The sequence below is a fragment of the Metallosphaera javensis (ex Hofmann et al. 2022) genome, from assembly GCF_022064045.1.
Classification (GTDB): Archaea; Thermoproteota; Thermoprotei_A; order Sulfolobales; family Sulfolobaceae; genus Metallosphaera; species Metallosphaera javensis.
Map to the genome: position 1 here is coordinate 17,370 of NZ_JAKNCW010000016.1, position 20,041 is coordinate 37,410.

18 protein-coding genes are annotated in these 20,041 nt (G+C 51.1%); 13 read left to right on the forward strand and 5 right to left on the reverse strand.

Going from position 1 to position 20,041, the window contains the following annotated elements:
- The first annotated feature begins 21 nt into the window (after positions 1-21).
- From L3N51_RS09705 to L3N51_RS12690, 4 genes are read left to right on the forward strand one after another with little or no spacing between them, the layout of a single operon-like run.
- Positions 22-1,185, forward strand: coding sequence for a thiolase domain-containing protein (locus L3N51_RS09705; RefSeq protein WP_238026957.1), 1,164 nt, complete (start codon positions 22-24; stop codon positions 1,183-1,185).
- Between the two features lie 4 nt (positions 1,186-1,189).
- On the forward strand, positions 1,190-1,579 hold the full coding sequence (locus L3N51_RS09710) for a Zn-ribbon domain-containing OB-fold protein (protein WP_238026958.1): 390 nt from the start codon (positions 1,190-1,192) through the stop codon (positions 1,577-1,579).
- Positions 1,572-2,855 carry a phenylacetate--CoA ligase family protein gene (locus L3N51_RS09715; protein WP_238026982.1) on the forward strand — a complete coding sequence of 428 codons (1,284 nt, stop codon included), beginning with the start codon at positions 1,572-1,574 and terminating at the stop codon, positions 2,853-2,855. The genes L3N51_RS09710 and L3N51_RS09715 overlap by 8 nt, the downstream gene beginning before the upstream one ends.
- Positions 2,852-3,856 carry a 3-hydroxyacyl-CoA dehydrogenase gene (locus L3N51_RS12690; protein WP_238026959.1) on the forward strand — a complete coding sequence of 335 codons (1,005 nt, stop codon included), beginning with the start codon at positions 2,852-2,854 and terminating at the stop codon, positions 3,854-3,856. Before L3N51_RS09715 ends, L3N51_RS12690 begins: the two co-directional genes overlap by 4 nt.
- Positions 3,857-4,091: 235 nt before the next feature.
- On the opposite strand, the gene L3N51_RS09725 is transcribed toward L3N51_RS12690, so the two are convergent.
- Positions 4,092-4,529 carry a hypothetical protein gene (locus L3N51_RS09725; protein ID WP_238026960.1) on the reverse strand — a complete coding sequence of 146 codons (438 nt, stop codon included), beginning with the start codon at positions 4,527-4,529 and terminating at the stop codon, positions 4,092-4,094.
- 248 nt (positions 4,530-4,777) lie between these two features.
- Between L3N51_RS09725 and L3N51_RS09730 the strand changes: the two genes are divergently transcribed.
- Together L3N51_RS09730 and L3N51_RS09735 are read left to right on the forward strand one after the other, a co-directional pair.
- Complete coding sequence (locus tag L3N51_RS09730; protein WP_238026961.1) at positions 4,778-4,930, forward strand: hypothetical protein; 153 nt, start codon at positions 4,778-4,780, stop codon at positions 4,928-4,930.
- A 460-nt stretch (positions 4,931-5,390) separates the two neighbouring features.
- The gene (locus L3N51_RS09735; protein WP_238026962.1) at positions 5,391-5,813 is read left to right on the forward strand and encodes a hypothetical protein; all 423 of its coding nucleotides are present in this window, start codon (positions 5,391-5,393) and stop codon (positions 5,811-5,813) included.
- Positions 5,814-6,365: 552 nt separating this feature from the next.
- Here the strand turns inward: L3N51_RS09735 and L3N51_RS09740 are convergent.
- The gene (locus L3N51_RS09740) at positions 6,366-6,929 is read right to left on the reverse strand and encodes a carbonic anhydrase (protein ID WP_238026963.1); all 564 of its coding nucleotides are present in this window, start codon (positions 6,927-6,929) and stop codon (positions 6,366-6,368) included.
- 194 nt (positions 6,930-7,123) lie between these two features.
- Here L3N51_RS09740 and L3N51_RS09745 point away from each other — a divergent pair, with 194 nt between their 5' ends.
- The 7 genes from L3N51_RS09745 to L3N51_RS09775 all read left to right on the forward strand — a co-directional run bounded on the left by L3N51_RS09745 (position 7,124) and on the right by L3N51_RS09775 (position 15,648).
- A complete protein-coding gene (locus tag L3N51_RS09745) occupies positions 7,124-8,713 on the forward strand; it encodes an APC family permease (RefSeq protein WP_238026964.1) in 1,590 nt (529 codons plus the stop codon).
- Entirely contained in the window at positions 8,710-9,033 is a 324-nt protein-coding gene (locus tag L3N51_RS09750; protein ID WP_320056945.1) for a Rieske (2Fe-2S) protein, read from the forward strand. Before L3N51_RS09745 ends, L3N51_RS09750 begins: the two co-directional genes overlap by 4 nt.
- Before the next feature lies 1 nt (position 9,034).
- Positions 9,035-9,829, forward strand: coding sequence for a CAP domain-containing protein (locus L3N51_RS09755; RefSeq protein WP_238026966.1), 795 nt, complete (start codon positions 9,035-9,037; stop codon positions 9,827-9,829).
- Positions 9,830-9,892: 63 nt separating this feature from the next.
- Entirely contained in the window at positions 9,893-11,533 is a 1,641-nt protein-coding gene (locus L3N51_RS09760) for an acyl--CoA ligase family protein (RefSeq protein WP_238026967.1), read from the forward strand.
- 162 nt (positions 11,534-11,695) lie between these two features.
- Positions 11,696-13,447, forward strand: coding sequence for a S9 family peptidase (locus tag L3N51_RS09765; RefSeq protein ID WP_238026968.1), 1,752 nt, complete (start codon positions 11,696-11,698; stop codon positions 13,445-13,447).
- A gap of 480 nt (positions 13,448-13,927) precedes the next feature.
- Positions 13,928-15,118, forward strand: coding sequence for a thiolase domain-containing protein (locus L3N51_RS09770; protein WP_238026969.1), 1,191 nt, complete (start codon positions 13,928-13,930; stop codon positions 15,116-15,118).
- Positions 15,115-15,648 (forward strand): Zn-ribbon domain-containing OB-fold protein, encoded by a 534-nt coding sequence (locus L3N51_RS09775; RefSeq protein ID WP_238026970.1) that lies wholly within the window; start codon positions 15,115-15,117, stop codon positions 15,646-15,648. The genes L3N51_RS09770 and L3N51_RS09775 overlap by 4 nt, the downstream gene beginning before the upstream one ends.
- A gap of 183 nt (positions 15,649-15,831) precedes the next feature.
- Here L3N51_RS09775 and L3N51_RS09780 read toward each other — a convergent pair whose 3' ends face one another.
- The 3 genes from L3N51_RS09780 to L3N51_RS09790 are packed head-to-tail and all read right to left on the reverse strand — an operon-like array spanning position 15,832 to position 19,956.
- Positions 15,832-16,782: a zinc-binding dehydrogenase gene (locus tag L3N51_RS09780; protein ID WP_238026971.1), complete on the reverse strand. Its 951-nt coding sequence runs from the start codon at positions 16,780-16,782 to the stop codon at positions 15,832-15,834.
- Complete coding sequence (locus L3N51_RS09785; protein ID WP_255776271.1) at positions 16,782-18,737, reverse strand: 3-hydroxyacyl-CoA dehydrogenase/enoyl-CoA hydratase family protein; 1,956 nt, start codon at positions 18,735-18,737, stop codon at positions 16,782-16,784. The genes L3N51_RS09780 and L3N51_RS09785 overlap by 1 nt, the downstream gene beginning before the upstream one ends.
- Before the next feature lie 10 nt (positions 18,738-18,747).
- A complete protein-coding gene (locus L3N51_RS09790; RefSeq protein ID WP_238026972.1) occupies positions 18,748-19,956 on the reverse strand; it encodes an acyl-CoA dehydrogenase family protein in 1,209 nt (402 codons plus the stop codon).
- Positions 19,957-20,041 lie beyond the last annotated feature (85 nt).

The window sequence follows — 20,041 nt, forward strand, 5'->3', positions numbered from 1 at the left end:
TTCCAATGTAAAACTTACTCGATGAGAAGGAGAGTAGGTGTTATAGGAGTTGGCATGTCCAAGTTTGGAAAAAGAGATGACGTCTCAGTGAGGGAACTATCTTGGGAGGCCATAAGGGAGGCCTTTCAGGACGCTGGGATCACCCAGAAGGATGTGGATCTTGTGGTTGCGGGAAGCACGGCTTACCGTGGGGTGGAACTTTATCCGGCTCCTCCAGTCTCTGAGTACTCTTCACTCACGGGGAAGAGCCCCATCAGGGTGGAGGCTGCGTGTGCCACGGGATCGGCGGCAGCATTCACCGCAATCAACTCCATCGCCTCGGGTATGGTGGACCTGGTTCTGGCCGTGGGCTTCGATAAGATGACTGAAGTGGACACCCAGACCTCTCTGGCCATAGGGGGAAGGGGCGGAAACTATGAGTGGGAATTTCACATGTACGGAACAACATTCCCTGCCTACTACGCACTTTATGCAACCAGGCATATGGCGGTTTACGGGACTACGGAGGAGGATATGGCCCTCGCGTCCGTTAAGGCCCACAAGTACGCTTCAATGAACGAGAAGGCTCACCTGAGGAACAGGGTAACTGTGGAGGACGTGCTGAAGTCCAGGGTCATATCCTGGCCCATAAAGCTCTTGGACTCCTCCCCCATAAGCGACGGAGCCGCGGCGGTGCTCTTCGCGTCGGAGGAAAAGATAAGGGAACTGAAGATTGATACCCCGGTCTGGATTGAGGGAATGGGTTACGGAAGCGATACCTCCAGTATTGCCAGGAGGGGAGAATGGACAAGTCTGAGGGCAGCCAGGGACGCCGCTAACATGGCCTACGCTCAGAGCAAGAGATCTCCCAGGGACGTAGAGTACGCAACGGTTCACGACTGTTTCACCATTGCGGAGATAATGGCGTACGAGGACCTGGGATTTGCGGAGAGGGGTAGGGGTGCAATCCTCCTGAAGGAGGGCCAAACGGAGAGAGGAGGAAAGGTTGCGGTGAACCTTTTCGGAGGACTCAAGGCCAAGGGACACCCTCTGGGTGCCACGGGCCTGTCCATGATTTATGAGGTGACCAAACAGTTGAGGGAGGAGGCCGGTCCAGTTCAACAGCAGTTCAAGAATTACGTTGCCCTCACTCACAACGTGGGAGGGACCGGTCATTACGCATACGTGAGTATTCTGTCGAGGTGATTCCATGGAAGGCATCCCATTACACTTGAGGTATGCGGTTCCTGAGAAGGGATATGAAAAGTTCTGGGAGGGCCTCACTAGAAATGAGATCTGGGGTACTAGGTGCAGTAAATGCGGAACGCTTTACTATCCACCCCAGAGGGATTGCTCACTGTGCAACACCTCCAACCTGGAGTGGGTGAAGCTCTCCAACAGGGGAAAGCTCATGACGTACACCCTGGTTAAGGCCAAACCACAGGGATATGAAAACCAGGAGGATTACGTCATTGGAATAGTCAGGACGGACGAAGGGGTGGACCTGATGTGCTGGATCAGGGGAAACCCAAGGGTTAACTCCACCGTGAAACTGGTCACTGACGGAAAGAGGGTTGTGGGTGAGATTCTTGATGTATGACGAGACGGATCCAAAAGCGTTAACCAGAGAGGAAATAGAGAACGTACAGGCCTTCAGACTGAGGAGGGCACTGAAGAGGGCCTACGAAAGAAGTCCCTTCTACAGGAGGGTATTCAGGGAGAGGAACCTGACACCCGAGGATATTCGCACCAAGGAGGACCTAAGGAAGTTACCCTTCACCACCAAGAGCGACCTAAGGGAGAGGGGTTACCCGTACGGTGGAGAGTTCCTGACCGTGGACCTGGAGGAAGTGGTGGGCTGGCACATGACGAGCGGAACCACGGGCGTTCCCACAGTTGGGGCATACACTTCAGCAGACGTGGAGCTGTGGGCAAATCTGGTTGCGAGGAGCCTGAGAACTGCAGGGGTAACCAGAAAGGACGTGATTGCCAACGTTTACGGTTATGGTCTCTTCACGGGAGGAATGGGACTTCACCTGGGGGCGCAGAAAATTGGCGCCAAGGTGATTCCGTGGAGCACCGGAAGAACCGAGGCCCTTGTCAAGACCCTGAAGGACTTCCGGGCCACAGTTATCACGGGAACTCCCTCCTATGAACTGGTTATAGCGGAGAAGGTCCGGGAGGCAGGTCTTGATCCCGAAAGGGACCTTAACCTGAGGTTGGCCATACCCGGAGCCGAGGCCATGACTCCCGAGATGTTAAGAAGGATAGAGAAAGAGCTGGGTCTCCTATCCAGGGGAGGAGGAGCTAGGGAGATATATGGTCTCACGGAGGCCATAGGTCCCGGAGTTGCCCAGGAGTGTCCCAACGACAACCACGAGTTCATGCACATCTGGACAGATCACTTCCTGGTGGAAATAATAGATCCAGAGACGGGAGAGAACGTGGATGAGGGAGAGGAAGGTGAGATGGTCTTCACTCATCTGACACGGGAGGGCATGCCCCTCCTCAGGTATAGAACCAGGGACATCACCAAGATGGTGGAAAGCGACGACGAAATACCCTTCCCCAAGGTGGAGATCATGAAGGGAAGGTCAGATGACGTCATCTTTTACAAGGGCGTGAAGCTGTATCCCACTGCTGTGAACGAGGTTCTCATGAAGATGCCTGAGGTCATGGAATATCAGATGGTGATAACCAGGGACCCCCAGAAGTTCCTCCTGCTTGTGGAGACCACATCCCCCTCGGAGGAACTGAGAAGAAGGATTATTACGGACATCAAGAACGTTACCTTCGTGAATCCCGAGGTGGACTTCGTCTCACCGGGTACTCTTCCAAGGTTTGAGGGTAAGTCCAAGAGGGTGGTATTGAAGTGAAGGTTTACGTGGTGGGAGCGGGGGTCATGGGAAGCGGAATTGGACAGGTCTTTGCCATGGCCGGTCACGAGGTGATGCTCTACGACGTTAGGGAGGAGGCACTGAAGAAGGCAATGGAGGGGATAAGATGGTCCCTTCACAAGCTTCAGGAGAAGGGAAACGTCAGAGAACCAGACGCTGTGCTATCCAGGATACATACCTCCAGAGATCTGGGGGACGCAAGAGATCACATGGTGATTGAGGCAGTGTTCGAGGACATCAGGGTGAAGGGTGAGGTTTTGAGTAAGGTTTCTTCCCTCACTGATGAGATAATTGCGAGCAATACCAGTTCTCTTCCCATCACTGAGTTAGCTAAGTCAGTGAGGAATCCCGAGCGTTTCCTGGGAATGCACTTCTTCAACCCTCCCGTTCTCATGAAGCTGGTGGAGGTCATAAAGGGGGACTTAACGTCTGACGAAAGGTTCAACGATGCTCTCGACGTAGTGAAATCCCTGGGAAAGTATCCCCTACCCGTTAGGAAGGACGTGTTCGGATTCGTTGTGAACAGGATCCTCTTCAGGCTCTTCACGTCTGCCTGTGACCTCCTGTCACAGTATTCACCCCAGGAGATTGATAGCGTGGCCATGAAGGAGCTGGGGATGCCCATGGGTCTCATAATGCTTCTGGACTACACGGGATTGGACGTGAATTACGACATATCTAGAGAGGCTGAAAGGAGGGGATTTCCCTTCAAATGTGAAGTTCTGGAGGGGATGGTGAAGGCCGGGAAGCTGGGAAGAAAGTCTGGACAGGGATTTTATGACTGGAGTAAGGGGAAACCTGAGGTTAGGGCCGACAGGGGACCAGATCCCAGGGAGCTTCTTAGGGGAGCAGTTGAGGAGGCCAGATGGTTAATATCCCAGGGAGTCGTGACAAAGGGGGAGCTGGAGACCGGGGTAAAACTGGGGCTGGGAATGACACGCGGAATCCTTGAGTTAGGGGAGATGTTAGGCGTGAAATGATCTGTGAAACCATTCTTTAAGCCTTGACTAGAATACCAGTGTCTGACCTCACAGATCTCACACCTGGTGACCCAAGATTAAAGCATGGCACGCTAAACCTTTTTTTATATTTGTTATAACTTAATTTATTTAATAACAGAGGCATCACCTTTACCTGTCAACCCCATTAAGATACTCCCTGAACTATGCCTCAACAAGAATCCTCCGGGGGTTTATTCAATCTCCTCTTCACTAATCATGCGTGAGCCGATTGCTTCATTAACTTTGTCTGGGCGGAAAGAACATCCTCCAACTGTGCTCTAACTCTGTTCAGCATCTCCTCGTAGTCTTCAAGGTTCAATATCTCCTCTAATGCCTCCTTACCTCTTTCCTTGCCCATCAATAGCAGGTCAAGGGCTACTTCAAGGATCAATCTACTGTGTAGTGCCAGGAGATCATTAGCTACCTCCTCAAGGACCTCTACCGGATCCAGCGTTGACAACGCTTTTCTCAATATCTTCTCCTTGCTGTCTTCTCCCAATCTCTTGTAGGGGGTTCCCTTGCTCATACCCAGTTCTTCCAGGATTGCAGTCTTTGGCTTTCCCGTCCTTTCAGATATATCATCCAGGAGTGATTTGGCAAGCCCATCTGTTATGAATCTACTGTAATACCTTACTGATGTACTATCCTCCATTTTAGTACTTGTATCTTCCTTTGTGGAAGATAGTTAATAAGGGTTTTGCTGGAATCTCGTTCGGTACGGCTATTCCGAAGGTAGTTCCCGCGTTCCTTCCGCGTTTCGCTGTCGAATAACCTAGGTAGGTTTTGCGGTCTATTCATTCGGCGAATTCGCGTGGTGAGACCGAACCACGTGTAGCATTTCCCTGAACTTGACGTCAGTTCCTTCGCTCTTGAAACGTTCTTACCTAGGTAATACGTGTTTTGAATAACGAGAAGGGAAAAGTGGCTGAGGAAACTGAAGGAGCTTTAAGGTGGAGGAGGGATTACCTGAACGCCCTAGGGTGCGCGAGGGGTAAGTGCACGAAGAGGAGTGTTGCTCAAAGTAAAGGTTCCTGGCAGGGTTCAGCGTTGTGATGGAGGTGCCGAATTTCGTCCTAGCCATGAAAGAGGGCAGGAGTTACTGGAGACCAGAGGTGGAGGAAGTCCGGCTCTTCGTTGGGGGTTGCTCACATGGTCAGATCGGTGAACGAACTTGAGCTCTAGGGTATAGACGCGAGAAGTCAGCTCTGCCTAAGCTACGTCAAGAAACACCTGGACCAAGATGGGAGGTAAGAGATTGACCTTCTCGACTCGCGCCTGTTCACCGAGTTCCCAGACAGGGTCAGGGAACTGGCTAAATGGGATCTCCTTTAGTCACCTCGCTTCCTCAGAAACTTCAACACTCCCCCTACTAATTAGTGGAGTCGTACAATTTCCTGATGGAGAGGAGAGAGTTCAGGAAGTATTACACGCCATACAGGCTACTTCAGATCGTCTAGGCTGTCCTCCTATAATCTACTAGAAAGGTTTTTATAAAGTCCCACGTATATTATTCATGGATAACAAGTTATACGAGGCAATATCTAACTCCTTCAATGAGGTAGAGAACTACATCAGAAGCCATAATTACACTTTCACTGACCATAGAATAGAGGATAGGAGGGCGTATATTGAGTTTGGCAAGAGAGATGAGAGAACAGTTGGTGTTATGGCAATAGAGCAAATTGAAGGAAACACGGGTAGCTTCTTTATATATGAGTATCGTGTACTAGATTTAAGTGTGGACGATTTGATTAAATTACGACGTGGTCAAAGCGGTGAAGGATTGAGTAAGGTCATTTCGCAGGGATACATTAGGGTGGAGGGCCCAGTGGTGAAGCCCTACGGCAGGCATGAAATAGGTAACACCAATTTTCTTACAGGAATGCTTTTAAAAATGTTTCAAGAAACCTATACCTACAGTGAGCTGTCAAGGTAAAATTGCCTTTGTGACTGATGTTCTTTATCGAGATATGTAAGTCAACACGAATACGATTTCGTGTTAAAACACGGACATGTTATATCAAGAAAACATGGTACGGAGGAACCTACTGGACCATATTTTTGACGGACGATCCTTTATGTGCAGGGGTGGCGGTGTGTGTAAGTGATGAGAGAAGATTATAGAATTTCTTCTTTTCCTGGAGGGTCTCTATCAGAAGGTTCAGTGAAAGAGTGTAGGGAGTTATTTCCCCCAGCTTATCTGAATCTTTCTCAGGCTCCGTTGGAATGTGCGGTCACATCCACTACTGCCCACCTCAATATACGACACGGTCCAAGGGAATCTTATTAAGTAGACTGCTAGGAGGAATGGGTCTAGCCCGGTTTGTTGTGCATTTTACGTTGTGCATTTAGCGTTAAGTACTCCTTGAATACACGACGATATGAGATAGCCTCAGGAATTCACTGAACAGTTGAGGGCTAAACCACGGCCCGTACTTTAAAGATATAAGGTTCCATCAAAAAACTTCATATTCAACATCTAAAGAAACTAGACCACTTTTCGCACTTCTTTAACTTTCAAGAACTCCTTGGCTATTAACACGTCAATATCACCGTCGTTTTCAGTCTGTATTACATAGGTTTTGTACATCATATCGTGCGGTATTATCTCGGAGTACCTTCTAGTCGAGGGTGGCATCACCAGCGCCACGTTATCGCTTGAGGGAGGGGCGTTCAGCTCCTCAGTCCTGATCAGCTCTGAGGTGATCTTGGCTTTGACCATTCCCTTCAACGTGCTCTCCTGAACCTGAAGGTTCACCTGCTCCAGCTGGGGTTTGCTGTAACCTACGAACTTTCTGAAGGGAGAGATCAGGGGTTCCAGCCCTTCAGGTAACTTTTCGCCTTTCAATGCCTTCTCCACTACGCCCATGGCTCCACAATCGGTGTGCGGAAGGATCAGGATTTCGTCGGCCTTCTTTAGCAACGATATGGTGTTCTTAAGAGAGTTAACATTGGCTCCCGCGTTCCTCACGAAGACCGTGTTCCCATCGTTGAAATTCTTTTCCAGGTATTCATTTAACCTCCTGTCCATACAGGATATGACAATTCGCATAATTTACTAGAATAAGATACCCTTATATTTTTATTGTTTATACTAACTTATACTTTTCTAGAAAGAGTATTATCCCTTTTCTAATATATCATCCATTTTTCACATTTTGAAGTTTAGTTACGAATGTAATTTTAAAGTCTATGCGTTTAATTGTAGTAAAGCTTAAAACTCACGTCCCTTGACCACTTGAAGAAATGGAAGATAAAAAGACCCTTTTCCTGAGGGAGTCCTCCGGTCTCGTGAGGGAGGTCAGTCCTTGGTCATCCATGTTTGCCACTTTCGGACTGGTGACCGGGGGAGTTCCAATCTTAATTCTAACCTGGCTTTTTACAGCGCCCGGGGCCAACTGGCCCCTAGCCTTTCTCCTGACTTTACCCCCTACCCTTGGCATGGCCTACCTCTTTTATCTTGCGGGGGTCGCCATGCCGAGGGCTGGAGGGGACTATGTGTTTAACAGCAGGGCCGTTCATCCCCTTGTGGGGTTCGTGAACTATTTTGGCCTCTTCGTGGGGTTCGGCCTCTCGCTGGGTTACTACAGCTACCTGGGAGCCCAGTGGTTCGGTTACCTGTTCTCTGGGCTGGGATTGGCCTACAACAATCAGGGATTCCTCAACCTTGGGAGCTGGTTCTCGGGCACAGAGGGTAGCATTGTGGTAGGATTGATCATAGTAATAATCTCAGCTGTCTTGGCTTCGGTTCCGAGGGCGCAGTGGAGGTTCGTGACGGGGGCGGGAATTATTACCTTCCTTTCCACCATTATCATGTTCATAGCCCTCGCCCAGATCAGTCCCAGCACCTTCGCCCATGCGCTCTCCACCACCACGGGGATTCCAAACGCATATAACCAGGTGATAAGCGATGCCACAAGTAACGGCCTAAGGTTCGAGAGTCCTCTATACGCCACTTTCCTAGCTGCGCCGGTGATCTGGTATTATTACACATGGTATAATCTGCCTCTCTCCTGGGCCGGCGAGATGAAACAGGTGAGGAAGAACGTGCTTTACGCGACTGTGGTGTCCATCCTCATAATTGCAGCCTATTACACCACGTTCACTTTCCTCAACCTTCATGCCTTCGGCTCAAGCTTCCTGACTTCCTGGAGTTACATCAGTAACCAGGGGGTTAATGACACCGTTTACAACAATCTGCAGAGCATAGGTGATTTCACACCCTTCTTCGCGTTCATTGTAACCCGCAGTCTACCCCTCTTCTTCATCATGTTCCTAGCCCTATGGTTACCCAACTTCTACAGCAATCCTCCCCTTGTGACGGGCCTGGTCAGGTATCTCTTCTCGTGGTCATTTGACAGGATCATGCCTGAATGGATGGCAGATGTGAACGAGACCGTGAGGGCTCCAGTGAAGGCTACCCTTCTAGTTGGGGCCATGGGAGTTCTGGGCCTCTTCCTCTACGCCTACAACACTCCGGTGTCCCTGGTGGACGTGACGGTGGTATTTGAGATAGGATATGGTGTGTTTGCCCTATCCACTGCGCTAATGCCCTACGTGAGGAAGAACGTGTACGAGGGGACGTTCCCCAACAAGAACAGGGTAGCGGGGATTCCACTGGTAACCATAGTGGGTAGCTTGGTGTTCGCGTTCACGCTCTTCCTCCTGGCCTACACCTGGAACAATCCGGTGCTATTACCCATAAACCCGGAGACCATACTGTCCCTCGTCATTATATATGGTGCTGGAATTGCTATATACGCCGGTTCCTCCCTCAGGGCCAAGAAAAAGGGTCTGGACATAAACGTGCTGTTCCAGGAGATACCGCCGGAGTGAGGAGTGGGTTAAGATGGAGTTTTTTTGAGATTCAAGGCTTTCCCGTAATGGTATTCATGGATGGAAAGGAGGAGAGGATGTGGCTTGCGGGTTGTCCGCATAAACAGAGACCTCTCCTCAATTCCCAGGTTAAGGGAAATGTGATCAGGTGTCCCTTCCATGGTGCGGAGTTTGACCTTATCTCGGGTAAGCTTGTCACTCCACCGGATTCCAAGACGCCCTGTCCCAAGGACTGTTCCCTAATAGAGGTAAAGCTTGTGAACGGGGAGCCAAAGTTCTCCAGGGATCCCTTCATTCCCTCCCTTCCCAGGAGGGAGTGATTTGTTACCTGGAGAGATCCTGAAGTTGGTCAATGAACTTAGAGTCAGGCACGGAGTGCCAGAGGTGAGGTATGCCAACACGGGCGTGGCACAGTACAGGGCAAACTACATGTTGACGGAGAGACTTTTCCACCATTACGATAAACACGGATTTCCTCCCTTCTATCATTTCACCAGGCTTGGGAACTATTTCTACTCAGAGGAGGCACTGGGCTTCGTTCACTTCGAAAACTATCCAGAGCATAAGGTGAAGGATCTGGTGAGAAAGGTGGTCTTGGACATGGTGTATAACGACTCTGAGAGCGGGTGGGGTCATAGGGACACCCTTCTAGATCCCTGCTTCAATTACGCTGACGTGGGTGTTGCCAGGGACGGGGAGAACGTTTACGTTAACATTACCATGGTGTCAGCCTGGATTCACTGGCTGATCCCTCCGCGAGTCAGGGATGGCGTATTTTACTCCAGGGGCAGGGTATTTAACATGGCACCAGAGAAGGTGACAATTTTCAGGACCGAGGTAAGCCGGGTCAACCTCGGCAAGAAGTATTACGATCTTGGAGAGCCGGTTGCCATGGTCCTTCCCTCACCCTACTACGCACGTGGAATTGAAACCATAAGGCCCAGGACATGGAGGATGGGACAGGAACTGGAACTGGAGTTCACTCTGCCAAGGGTTGGAGGTCTGGTTTCGGTGGTGATCTCCGGAAGAGATCTCAGAGGTATGAGGTGGGAACCCATGACATCCAAGAGAGTTGGTGAATGTAACCTTCTGTGCTATCCTCACGTCTCGGGGTAATGCTCCTGACGTGTTGCTCCCTAGCTAGATCAGTTTTTAAACTAGTGTAAGTCATTTTAATTGATGAATGGATTCAAAGTTCCCAGTTATGAGGGAGTTGACCCAACGGGTTCATGGTACTCCGTGCTAACTCCCCTCCTGTTTCTGGAGAGGGCAGGGAAATACTTCAAGGACAAAACGGCTGTAGTGTACAGGGATAACAGGTACAGCTACTCCACCTTTCATGATAACGTGATGATACAGGCGAGTGCGCTTATGAAGAGGGGATTCTCCAGGGAGGACAAGCTATCCTTCATCTCCAGGAACAGACCAGAGTTCCTTGAGTCATTCTTCGGAGTTCCATACGCCGGTGGAGTCCTGGTCCCCATCAACTTCAGGCTCTCTCCCAGGGAGATTGCCTACATCGTGAATCACTCCGACTCCAGGTTCGTTGTGGTGGATGAGCCCTACGTCGACTCGCTCTTGGAGGTTAAGGACCAGATCAGGGCCGAGATAATTCTGCTTGAGGATCCGGACTTCCCTAGCGCCAGCGAGAGGGCTAGGAAGGAAGTGAGCACGACCTATCACGAGCTAGTGAAGGGGGGATCAAGGGATCCCCTCCCCATTCCGGTGAAGGAGGAGTACTCCATGATTACCCTTTACTACACCTCAGGTACCACAGGCCTGCCCAAGGGAGTTATGCATCATCATAGAGGTGCCTTCCTCAATGCCATGGCTGAGGCCCTGGAACACCAGATGGATCTGAACTCCACCTACCTCTGGACCCTCCCCATGTTCCACGCAGCTTCGTGGGGATTCTCCTGGGCCACGGTGGCTGTGGGGGCCACCAACGTGTGCCTGGACAAGGTGGATTACCCCTTGATATACAGGCTCATTGAGAATGAGAGGGTTACCCACATGTCCGCCGCCCCCACAGTTTACGTGAACCTTGCAGACTACATGAAGCGCAATAATCTCAAGTTTAGCAACAAGGTGCACATGCTGGTGGCAGGGGCAGCGCCAGCTCCCGCCACACTGAAGGCAATGCAGGAGATAGGGGGTTACATGTGTCACGTGTATGGGCTCACCGAGACCTATGGGCCCCACTCCATCTGTGAGTGGAGGAAAGAATGGGATTCACTTCCCATTGAGGAACAAGCTAGGCTCAAGGCCAGACAGGGAATTCCCTACGTTAGTTTCGAGATGGATGTCTTTGATGCAGAGGGCAAGCCGGTCCCCTGGGATGGAAAGACCATAGGAGAGGTGGTGATGAGAGGTCATAACGTGGCTCTGGGCTACTACAAGAACCCCGAGAAGACGGCAGAGTCGTTCAGGAACGGCTGGCTCCATTCAGGGGACGCAGCCGTTGTTCATCCCGACGGCTATATAGAGATAGTGGACAGGTTTAAGGACCTGATAAACACGGGAGGGGAGAAGGTATCCAGCATCCTAGTGGAGAAAACGCTCATGGAGTTACCGGGAGTGAAGGCTGTGGCAGTGTACGGAACCCCCGATGAGAAGTGGGGTGAAGTGGTAACTGCGAGGATAGAGCTACAGGAGGGGGCGAAGCTCACCGAGGAGGAGGTAATAAGGTTCTGTAAGGAGAGGCTGGCCCACTTTGAGTGCCCCAAGATTGTGGAGTTTGGTCCCATACCCATGACAGCAACGGGCAAGATGCAGAAATATGTTCTGAGAAATGAGGCCAAGGCCAAGAAGGGAATGTAGAATGTCAGGTTTGTTGCACATTTCACGTTAAAGAGATCCGAGATAGAAATGTTGTCCTAGAACATAAATGGCCACTTTCTTCATCTTCTGGCATTCCTACCCCGGTCACCGTGTTCACGCTTAAGATAGCTCAGCTTAATACCGTGTGTCTCTACTTTCCTTATGGATCCCAAGGAAGCCTATTCCCTAAAGGTCATCTCAGAGGTTAAACTGGAACCCCAGGGTCTCATACACGGTGAGACTTGGATAAAGGAAAATGGTTACCATACGTCCATTTTCCTCAACCACAGGCCCATTCTGGAAGGTAAGGTCTCATTGCCCAGATTCCTGGGGGAGGATCTCTATTACGTAAGGAGTGACGGTTCAGCTCAGTTGTTATCGCAGTCGTCCTATGGCGAACCAAAGAAGGTTGCAGAGCTGGGTAAGATAAACAAGTATGAGAAACATGAGAAGGGTCTCCTGATCCTGGGGGAGGACCTCTTGGACAAACAGACACCTTCAGCACCTTTCATCACGGAGAAGAGGAAATACAGGTTTGATGGGAGGGGTCTTCTGAGGACTAGGACCTCCCTCTACCTTGTCAGGGGAGAAGAGGTGATGAAGGTCCTTGAGGGAGACTTCGACGTTACGGATTTTGCCACCAACGGAAAGAGAGTTGTGGTATCAACAACTCAACCCGACGATGACCTTGGACTCAATGCCCTTTACGATCTGGATCTGGATACCGGGGAGGTCAGGAGAATAACCAAGGAGGATGGCATGATTCTGGCAGTTGCCATGAACCCTCACGGAGATGTGGCCTACCTCGGCCACGACAAGGGTAAGTCCCCGTGGGCAGTGAGGGAGGTCATCCTCCCAGAACTTGGGGAGAGATATGTGTGCGGAAAGACCTGTGGCTCCACAGTCCTCTCCGACATCTTCGATGGAGCAAAGGACAAACTGGTTTTCCTCAAGGATCAGCTAGTCAGCCTTGGGCAAGTCGGCGGTGAGGTTAACGTGTACAGGATAAGTGATAGGAAAGTTGACAGACTTACTGAGGGGCAACGGGTGGTGAGGATATTTGATTATGACGGGAACTCACTGGCGTATTCATTCATGACTCCGGAGAAGCCCTCTCTCCTTTACCACGGCGAGATATACGATCCTAACCCTGGGGTCAAGGGACTTACTCCGGTGAAGATCAACTCAAGTATTGAGGGATGGGGCATTATCACGGGGGACAGGCCCACAATACTCTTCATACACGGCGGTCCCCATATGGCCTACGGTTACGGGTACTTCATTGAGTTCCAGTTCTTCGCGTCCAATGGTTTCAACGTGATTTACGCCAACCCAACGGGAAGCCAGGGTTACGGAGAGGAGTTCGCTAAGGGATGTGTGGGGGACTGGGGTGGAAAAGATATGATGGAACTCCTGGAGTTTGTGAACGACGCCAGGAAACAGTTCAATCTAACCAAGAAGGTTGGTGTCACAGGCGGATCGTATGGAGGTTTCATGACCAACTGGATAGTTACGCATTCAGACCTATTCTCCGCAGCTGTGAGCGAGAGGGGAATCTCCAACCTGGTGAGTATGTGCGGTACGAGCGATATTGGCTTCTGGTTCAACGCAATGGAATCAGGAGTGGAGGACCCATGGAACCCGGAAAGCATGGAGAAGCTAATGAGGATGTCCCCCATCTATTACGTGGGGAGAGTTAAGACTCCCATCATGTTCATTCACGGCGAGGAGGACTACAGGTGCCCCATTGAACAGGCGGAGCAATTCCATGTGGCTTTAAGGTCGAGGGGAGTGGAGAGCAAGCTGGTGAGATATCAGGGAGACGGTCACGAGCACGCGAGGAAGGGAAAACCTGATAACATGATGCACAGGTTAAGAATCAAGTTGCAATGGTTTAAGGACCATCTTGAGTAAAGGATTTTTATCTCGTTTAGCTGGATATTTCATATACTTCAAATCTACGCCTTAGGAGGCTGGTGGACCTTCCGAGCAGTTCGGGCCAGCTAGAGGCGTTGTGGCGGAGGAGTCCTTGTTGACGTTTACCCTGCTCCATCGGGAAATCGGTGAATGGAAGGATCATGAATGAGAGGATTAGAGTTCTGGAGAAACTGGGAGTCCGCTTGAGGTAGCTACACGCCACATCAACCGGCAGTTAATCAGTTGGTATTTTGAAAGGATATGGATGGTTCAGGTAAGGTTATAAAGATACCTCATCGAGTTAATAAATAGAACATGAGATTCCGCTCGTAGTTTAGGCGAACTGCCTGCCCCACGGATGGATTCTTCCTCCAAAAGGATGAGTTGTTACATGCGGTGCCTTCCAATTCCATTGAAGTTTCGTGAGTGCTGGACCTGATCTATCACTTTAAAATCCACAATTACCAATATTCCTCTATGACCAACGTAGCCATTATTGGAACAGGTCACTCCAAGTTTGGTTCCAGGACTGATGTGAACCTTCAGGAGCTGGCCTGGGAGGCAGTTAAGCAGGCGCTTGAGGAGGCCAACGTGGAACAGAAGGATATCCAGTATTTTTCGGTGGGGAATGTGGGCACATGGAGCGCTGAACCCCTACCGGCAGTTGTGATAGGGGAGTACTGCAATCTCACCCCAAGCGGAACCATGAGGGTTGAGGCAGCGTGCGCCTCGGGTAGCGCAGCGCTGAGGGAGGTATACCTGGCAGTTAAGTCAGGCGAGGCAGACATTGCCATGGCCATAGGGGTGGAGCAGATGCATCAGTCCCCCAATCCCACGGTAGTGGAAATGATAGGAAGGGCAGGAAACTACTTCTGGGAGTTCGAGAACTTTGGTCTGACCTTCCCAGGATATTACGCGTTGTATGCAACCGCATACATGAACAGGTATGGCCTGAAGGAGGAGGACCTGGGAAAGATAGCCGTGAAGGCCCATCATTATGGGGCCATGAACCCCTACGCTCACTTCCAGAAGGAGATAACCATGGAGGAATACCTGAAGTCCCGTCCCGTGGCGTGGCCCCTAAAGCTACTGGACTCATCCCCGATCACAGATGGTGCCGCTGCAGTCGTCTTGGCCTCTGAGGAGGTGGCCAACAAGTATACCGATTCCCCCGTATGGATAGAAGCCCAGGGAGTGGGTTCAGGCACAGCTAACCTTTCCAGGAGGACAGACTTCACGACCATTGAGGCAGCCAGAATGGCAGCCGAGCAGGTTTACAGGAGAGCTAAGATAAACATGGACTCTCCGTGGAAGGATATAGACGTGGCAGACGTGCACGACTGTTTCACCATCGCCGAAATAATTGCGTATGAGGACTTGAGGTTCGCCAGGAGGGGCGAGGGTCTCACCCTGGCCAGGGAGGAGCAAACCTACATAGGCGGGAGGATTCCCGTAAACGTTGACGGAGGGCTCAAGGCCAAGGGCCACCCCATTGGAGCAACAGGGGTTAGTATGGCAGTCTCCCTTGCCAGACAGCTCCTTTACAGGGCCCCCAACAAGGGTATGCAGGCAGAGATAAGGAACGGAAGGGCACTGGCCCATAATGTGGGAGGAACGGGACATTACGCCTACGTTACCCTATTCTCCACCAGGAGGCCGGGACTATGATATCGGACGTGAGAGATGCCAAGCAAAAGGAGATAGCTGAGGTTCTGAAGCAACTGGACATGTTAACCAAGATGACGGGCCTACCAGTTTACCCTGAGCCCAAAACGGGGAACCCGCTGTGGTCAGACGTCAGGGAGCTGGACCTGAGGTATCAGATTCCCGTCAAGAGGATATCAAAGTTCTTCGACGAGCTCAAGAAGGGGAAGGTTCTGGCCACCAGGTGCAACAAGTGTGGCACAGTGTACTTCCCGCCTCAAGACGACTGTCCCAAATGCAGAACTTCAAATCTGGAGTGGAAGGAAGTTCAGGGAGAAGGAGAACTCCTCACCTACACCGTAATTTCCGTGAAACCACCGTCCTTTGCCCACTATCCCGACTACGTGGTGGGCATAGCCAGATTTGGAGATGTTAGTGTTACCGCATGGGTGGAAGGTCCCCGGGAGAAGTTAAGGGTTGGTTCCAAGGTGAGGCTTGACGTTTCCAAACGTGAGCCTGAGGGATATATAACATATAGACTAATCTTACTTTAATAACTTTTTTAAGTATTCTCCTCAAAAAGTAGAGGAAAGTTAACCACCGTCCCATAAAAGTTCTTGAGAATTCTCACTAGGCTGGCTTAGGGTGAGTATCTCGGAAAGGATGAATAGGAGATCGGCACTTGTTCGTGAATGGTCTTTGACAGCACAACGGGCTTCAGTATGAAAACCTCTGCCTCAACCTCCCGTGACCAGGACAGCCCTTCCAAGAACATTTCCCTCCATCATGTCCTTCATTGCGGTATTTACTTCTCTCAGGTGATATTTTCTGTACACAGGCTTCACCATTCCCTCATGGATGAGCCTCACTGCTTCCCTGACTTCCGCCCTCGTGTATGCGGCAGAACCCACGATCCTGTGCTCCCTCATTATGGTGAGGGCCGGTCTCATTAGGGAGATTTCCTTTCCTGTGACGTTACCTACCAGCACCAGAGTTCCTTCCCTCTTTAAGGCTCTCAAGCTCTCGTTCACGGTCTCTGACCCAACCAACTCGATAACAGCATCTACGTCCTTAACTTGTCTGGAGAAGTCCTTCTGAGTGATGACCTGGTCAGAAAACTTGGACACTACCTCGACCTTGGAAGAAGAGGTAACCGAAACCACCTTAGCCCCCAGGAACTTGAGGTACTGTATTGTATGTATTCCCACTCCTCCACCTGCCCCGGTGACCAGGACAGTGTCTCCCCTTTGGATCCCCGCAATTCTGCTTGAGTGTATTGCGGTAGCTAATGGGCACACTCCAGCTGCATACTTTTCGTACTCCTTATCGGGCAGGGGGAAGATTCCTTGCTCCCTTACCGCGACCACTTCAGCATATCCCCCGGGCCTGGCCTCCCCTAGGAACCGGGCATTCTCGCACAGGTTCTCCTTCCCAGCCTTGCAGTACCTGCACTCTCCACACGTTTCAACTCCATACACGCCCACAGGCTTACCCTCGTACTCTCCGTAAATTTCGTGGCCCAGGATAAGGGGAGGTGTTAGGTTTCTGAACCCTCCCCTCCATATCACCAGGTCCCTTCCACACATCCCAGAAGCTTTAACTTGGACAGATAGACCCTCGCCAACCTCTGCCTCCCTGAGAACCAGGGGCTCTGAGAACCTCTCAAGGACAGCAGCCAAGGCCTTCATTACTCTCCCCTGAAGTTGGGCTTCCTCCTTTCAAGGAAAGCCCTCACACCTTCCTCAAAGTCCTTGGTGCTGAAGAGAAGACCGAAGAGACTGGCCTCAAGTGATGATCCTGCCCATATATGTGTCTCCTCCCCCAGTTTGTAGGCAAGTTTGGCTGAGGCCACGGCCAGGGGAGACTTCTCGGCTATGGCACTGGCCAGTTTCTTCACCTCGGTCTCAAGTTCCTCGGGTTCAGCCAGAAACTCCACAATTCCCAGTTGATGGGCCTCCTCAGCCTTAACCCTCCTCCCGGTCAGGACGAGCTCTAGGCCCCTTCTTCCCGTTAACCTGGACAGGCGTTGTGTCCCACCACCTCCTGGTATCAGACCTAGGTTTATCTCTGGCTGTCCCATTTCTGCCGCCCTAGAGGCAACCCTGAAATCTGCGGAGAGGGCCAGTTCCATTCCCCCTCCAAGGGCAAGTCCATTTATGACCGCTATAACTGGCTTAGTCAGAAACTGGACCTTCATGAAGACCTCATGGAACTTCCTGGAGGCAATCATGGCCTTCACGGGAGTTAGGGAGCTGAATTCCGTGACGTCTGCCCCAGCGCTGAACACCCTTCCCTGACCGGTAATTGCTATAACTCTGACCTCCTCCCTCTCCTCCAGGTAGTCTAAGGCTTGGTTTATCTCCCTTATCATGTCACCGTTGATTGCGTTATACCTTGTGGGTCTGTTCAGCACTATCCAGCCCAGGGGTGGCTCTACCCTCACCAGAATTGTGGTATATTTGGTCTCCTCTTTCCCGTAGGTGTGAAATCCTTGTCCGGCTTTCCTCCCCAGCTTACCTTCCTTCACCATGGTTAGCAGGAGGGGATCCGGGGAGAAATGATCCATCCCGCTTCCCTCCCTCATTTCCTCTAGGGTCTTCATCACCACGTCAATGCCAATCTCATCCGCATAAGAGAGTATCCCCTTGGGTAACCCCAACCCTAGGATACATCCCTTCTCGGCGTCATCCTTTCCCACTACCCCTTCCCTAAGGAGATAGCTCACCTCATTCACTGCAGGGGCAATCAGGTATCTCCCCAACCTCTTGGGTGTGGAGGGAAGGGTTGGTCTCACGAACTTCCCTGGAGATGGATACTGATAGTAACCGCTTCCCGACTTCACCCCCAGTTTACCCTGAGATACCAACCTTTCCGTGGAAGCGCATGGGAACGCCTTGAAACCCCTTGCAGTAACCGCCTTCCACACGCTGTATCCTATATCAAGCCCCGTGTAGTCTGCAAGGAGGAAGACGCCCATGGGGAAACCAAGTTCTTCCATGGCTGAAGAGTCCACTTCCTGAATTGTTGCCATTCCCCTTTCCACCAGATAACACCCGGCCTCCATTATCCTCAGGAGCACCCTGTTCACGAAGAAGCCCGGGACATCCTTGACCACTATGGTCTCCTTGTTCATGGATCTGGCCATCTCCACTGTTGCCCTCACCGCATCGTCTGATGTATCCTTTCCCCTGACCACTTCCACTAGGGGCATCAGTACGGGTGGATTGAAGAAATGCATTCCCACAACTCTATGAGGGGATTTCAGCACGGAAGCAATCTCTGAAATGGGCAGCGAGCTAGTATTGGTAGCTAACACCGCGGAAGGTGAGGCGTGAGTCTCAGCGTTTTTGAAGATGGTTCTCTTCAACTCAAGGTCTTCCTTCACCGCCTCCATCACGAAATCGGCATTCCTTAAGGCCTGTACTTGGTCAGTCTCTGGGTGAATCCTGGCCAGAACCTGTTCAATGCCCTCCTTTAGGGAGCCGGACTCCTTCAACTTGGAGAGACTCCACTTGATTCTCTCCATGGCCTGTTGCAGGATCTCCATTGAGATGTCGTTCATCCATACCTCGTTGCCCGCGATCGCTGCAAGTTCAGCAATCCCGTGACCCATTACGCCGGATCCTATGACTGTAACCTTCAATGTTGAGACCTCAAGCTAGTTCTATGTTTATCCCCACAAGTTTTCTTACCAGGTCCCTGGCCACCATCAACCTCTGTATATCGTTTGCCCCCTCGTATATGGTGGTGATCATGGCGTCCCTCAGGTAACGCTCCACCCCAGTCTGGACCTCTACGCCTGCTCCCCCGTGTATCTTTATTGCCAGTGAGGAGACCTGTTCCGCAACCTCAGTGGCTATCATCTTTGCCAGTGATGCGGCAGTAACTGCAAGGTTGTGGTTCTTCTCCGCAAGAGTTGCAGCCCAGTAGGTGAGCAACCTGGCAGACTCAAGGTGAGCTAGCATGTCAGAGAGCTTGAAGGCTATTCCCTCAAAGGAGATGAGGGGTCTCTCAAACGCCTGCCTCTGTAACGAATAGTTGAAAGCCCTCTCGAACGCCCCTTGGGCGATTCCCACTGCCTGGGCAGCTACTCCCACTCTTCCCCTGTCATAAGTTGTCACGGCCACCTTGAAGCCCTCATCTACCTTTCCCAGAACGTTTTCCTCTGGTACCTCCACGTTGTCCAGTATTACCTCATTGGGTTGTTCTCCCCTGAGCCCCATTACGTTTATCTTTGAGCCAATCTTGACGCCGGGCCAGTCCCTCTCCACAATGAAGAACGTCAGTCCCTTCCACCTCTCCTTCCTGCTTGGCGGTGGACTTGTCCTTGCTGATACCACTAGGAAGGACGCCTTATCCGATCCGGTGATGAAGTATTTCCTCCCGTTGATTATCCACTTACTCCCTTCCTTCTTGGCGGTGGTCTTAATCCCCGCAACATCGCTCCCAGCCCCGGGTTCGGTGTTAGCGTGGGCAGCAAAGACCTCTCCCCTGGCCACGGGCGGGATGTATTTCTTTTTCTGCTCCTCTGTTCCAAAGATCAGGACAGGGGTGGTGAAAAGGTGGTTTGCCCCAATCCTCACCATGAAGGCTGGAGAGATCCTGGAAAGTTCCTCATTGGCGATGGTAGTCATCATCATGTCTCCTCCCTGCCCTCCGTAAGCCTCAGGAATCCCCACACCCATGAGGCCCATTTCCCTGGCCTTCTGGTAAATCTCTTCGGGAATGGAATTTTCCCTTTCTATTCTTTGAACGTTGGGAAGGAGCTCCTTCTCAGCGAACTCCCTCACTGCCCTCCTAAATAGCTCATGATCTTCAGATATTTTTATTTCAAAATCTTGCAAATTTTCGAAAGGAAACAAGTTAGATCGAGTATAGATATATCGAACAAAATATAAAATTTAGCTCGTGAATTTTGATAGGAGAGTTGAAGGGTAAGATACCTTG

Excerpts from the sequence above, each read along its gene's own strand:
- L3N51_RS09735 (WP_238026962.1), top strand. The coding sequence starts at position 5,391 with ATGGATAACAAGTTATACGAGGCAATATCTAACTCCTTCAATGAGGTA.
- L3N51_RS09715 (WP_238026982.1), top strand. The coding sequence starts at position 1,572 with ATGTATGACGAGACGGATCCAAAAGCGTTAACCAGAGAGGAAATAGAG.
- L3N51_RS09775 (WP_238026970.1), top strand. The coding sequence starts at position 15,115 with ATGATATCGGACGTGAGAGATGCCAAGCAAAAGGAGATAGCTGAGGTT.
- L3N51_RS09710 (WP_238026958.1), top strand. The coding sequence starts at position 1,190 with ATGGAAGGCATCCCATTACACTTGAGGTATGCGGTTCCTGAGAAGGGA.
- L3N51_RS09760 (WP_238026967.1), top strand. The coding sequence starts at position 9,893 with ATGAATGGATTCAAAGTTCCCAGTTATGAGGGAGTTGACCCAACGGGT.
- L3N51_RS09705 (WP_238026957.1), top strand. The coding sequence starts at position 22 with ATGAGAAGGAGAGTAGGTGTTATAGGAGTTGGCATGTCCAAGTTTGGA.
- L3N51_RS09765 (WP_238026968.1), top strand. The coding sequence starts at position 11,696 with ATGGATCCCAAGGAAGCCTATTCCCTAAAGGTCATCTCAGAGGTTAAA.
- L3N51_RS09745 (WP_238026964.1), top strand. The coding sequence starts at position 7,124 with ATGGAAGATAAAAAGACCCTTTTCCTGAGGGAGTCCTCCGGTCTCGTG.
- L3N51_RS09780 (WP_238026971.1), bottom strand. The coding sequence starts at position 16,782 with ATGAAGGCCTTGGCTGCTGTCCTTGAGAGGTTCTCAGAGCCCCTGGTT.
- L3N51_RS09740 (WP_238026963.1), bottom strand. The coding sequence starts at position 6,929 with ATGCGAATTGTCATATCCTGTATGGACAGGAGGTTAAATGAATACCTG.
- L3N51_RS09770 (WP_238026969.1), top strand. The coding sequence starts at position 13,928 with ATGACCAACGTAGCCATTATTGGAACAGGTCACTCCAAGTTTGGTTCC.
- L3N51_RS09725 (WP_238026960.1), bottom strand. The coding sequence starts at position 4,529 with ATGGAGGATAGTACATCAGTAAGGTATTACAGTAGATTCATAACAGAT.